This is a genomic window from Microbulbifer mangrovi, assembly GCF_002009015.1.
Classification (GTDB): Bacteria; Pseudomonadota; Gammaproteobacteria; order Pseudomonadales; family Cellvibrionaceae; genus Microbulbifer; species Microbulbifer mangrovi.
Genome location: NZ_LZDE01000114.1, coordinates 1 through 1,710, shown reverse-complemented (window position 1 = coordinate 1,710; position 1,710 = coordinate 1). Strand labels below are relative to the sequence as shown.

Annotated in this window: 1 protein-coding gene; it reads right to left on the bottom strand. The window is 58.4% G+C overall.

Features of this window, described 5'->3' with window-relative positions; translation table 11 throughout:
- Positions 1-74 precede the first annotated feature (74 nt).
- The gene (locus B4U49_RS00565) at positions 75-1,355 is read right to left on the bottom strand and encodes an efflux RND transporter periplasmic adaptor subunit (protein ID WP_078082663.1); all 1,281 of its coding nucleotides are present in this window, start codon (positions 1,353-1,355) and stop codon (positions 75-77) included.
- Positions 1,356-1,710 lie beyond the last annotated feature (355 nt).

The following is a 1,710-nucleotide window of genomic DNA, read 5'->3' as shown; positions in this document are numbered from 1 at the left end:
CCGTCCTGGCCGCAGACGGTCTCGCAAACATCCATCGGTATCAGCGCCTTCGCATCTTGTATCTGTATGACCTATTAATCTTTCAGCGCAACCAGCTGCGCTTTTTCCAGCTCATCCGCCGAGGAGGTAATGATCTGGTCACCCTCCTTGAGACCGGAAACAATCTCCACCTGGTTCAAACCCAGAGCGCCGATAGTGATCGGTACTTTCACTGCCTGTTGCTGGTCATTCAGCTTCCAGGCGAAACGCCCACCGGTCTGATCCAGGAAAGCTCCGCGTTTCACCAGCATCACGTCGCTGCGGTTTTCCAACAGTACCCGCGCGGTAAGCCGAAGGTTCTGGCGTAGGTTGACGGGTTGCTCGCCGGTGAAGCGCACGCGGGCGACGACCTGGTTGTCGATGACCTCGGGTGCGATTGCGGTGATCTCGCCGGGGAGCTTGCTGCCGCCCATATTGATTTCCACCGCCATGGCCAGCCCCAGGTCGTCGGCGTAGTTTTCCGGCACTGCGGCTTCCAGTTCGAAGCTGGTGAGGTCGACGACGGTGAGTAAGGGAGCATTGGCAGCGACAGCGGAGCGCTGGGTGGCGGCGAGGCTGCCGATAGTGCCGTCGACGGGGGAGACGATCTGCAGTTCGTTGACCTTGCGCTGCAGCTCCTCTACTTGCAGTTGCTGCTGGTCGACCTGCAGCTGCAGTGTCTGGGTTTCAAACGCGAGGGCTTCGTTCTCAAGCTGGGAGTTTTGCACCGCCTGTTTGTATTCGAGTTCTGCACGCGCGAGGTCGTCGCTGGCCTTTTCGAAGTCGAGCTGGGAGATGATCTGTTTCTCCATGGACAGCTCGGCGCGCTTCAGCTCTCGCTGTGCCGCGGTCAGGTCAACCTTGGCGAGGTCGGCTTTCTGGGTGTTTTCCAGACGCTGGCGCTTGGCCTGAATTTTCTGGCGGGCCAGTTCCACGCTCAGTTTGTTATACAGCGCGCTTTCCTGGGCCAGCTGGTTCTGCAACTGCGGGCTGTCCACTTCTGCCAGAATCTGTCCCTGGGCAACCGTGTCACCGGCCTTGACTGCAAATTTCACGATGCCCTGAGCCGGGCTGAACAGGGTAGGGCTGTTAGCCGCCACCACCTTGCCCTGAACCACCAGATCCCGAACCAGATCCCCGCGCTCCACCTGCGCAATATTCAGGCGCGACAGTGACACGCTCGCGTCCACCGCGTTGGTGCTCTGCCAGCTCACCAGCCCCCAAACCACAAAAGCCGCAGCGGCGACGCCGAGGCCGGCGCGCTTCAGCAGGCGCGGGTTCTTCCACGGGCTTTGCGGATTAAGCTGGATGTCCTGTCCTGAGGTATCTCTGATCATGTTGTTCCCAAGTACTGCGAATCAGTTTGTTTTGTTCTGCCACTGTGACGCGGGTGTTTCTGGCCGCGGATGCACAGTTAACTTTTCGGATGCAGCGGCCTTATCGCAATTGCCGTGCCAAGCTTGGTTTTGTCTTTAAGTTATTGAAATATATAGAAAATATATTTTCTAGAGATTTGGTGAACGGTGGCGGGGTGTCCGGAAAATGTGTCCGGACACCCTTTGTCCGGAGGCGCGGACAGGTGTGTATTCTGGCGCCTTCCGATCAAGGAATAACTGGTTGGTAAGTAAGGGGAGGGGGCGAAGGTGGCGATGTCGGGTACGGCTTTGCCAGACCGTATGCGGCCTGGATGGC

Coding starts and splice junctions, on each gene's coding strand:
- B4U49_RS00565 (WP_078082663.1), bottom strand. CDS start 1,355: ATGATCAGAGATACCTCAGGACAGGACATCCAGCTTAATCCGCAAAGC.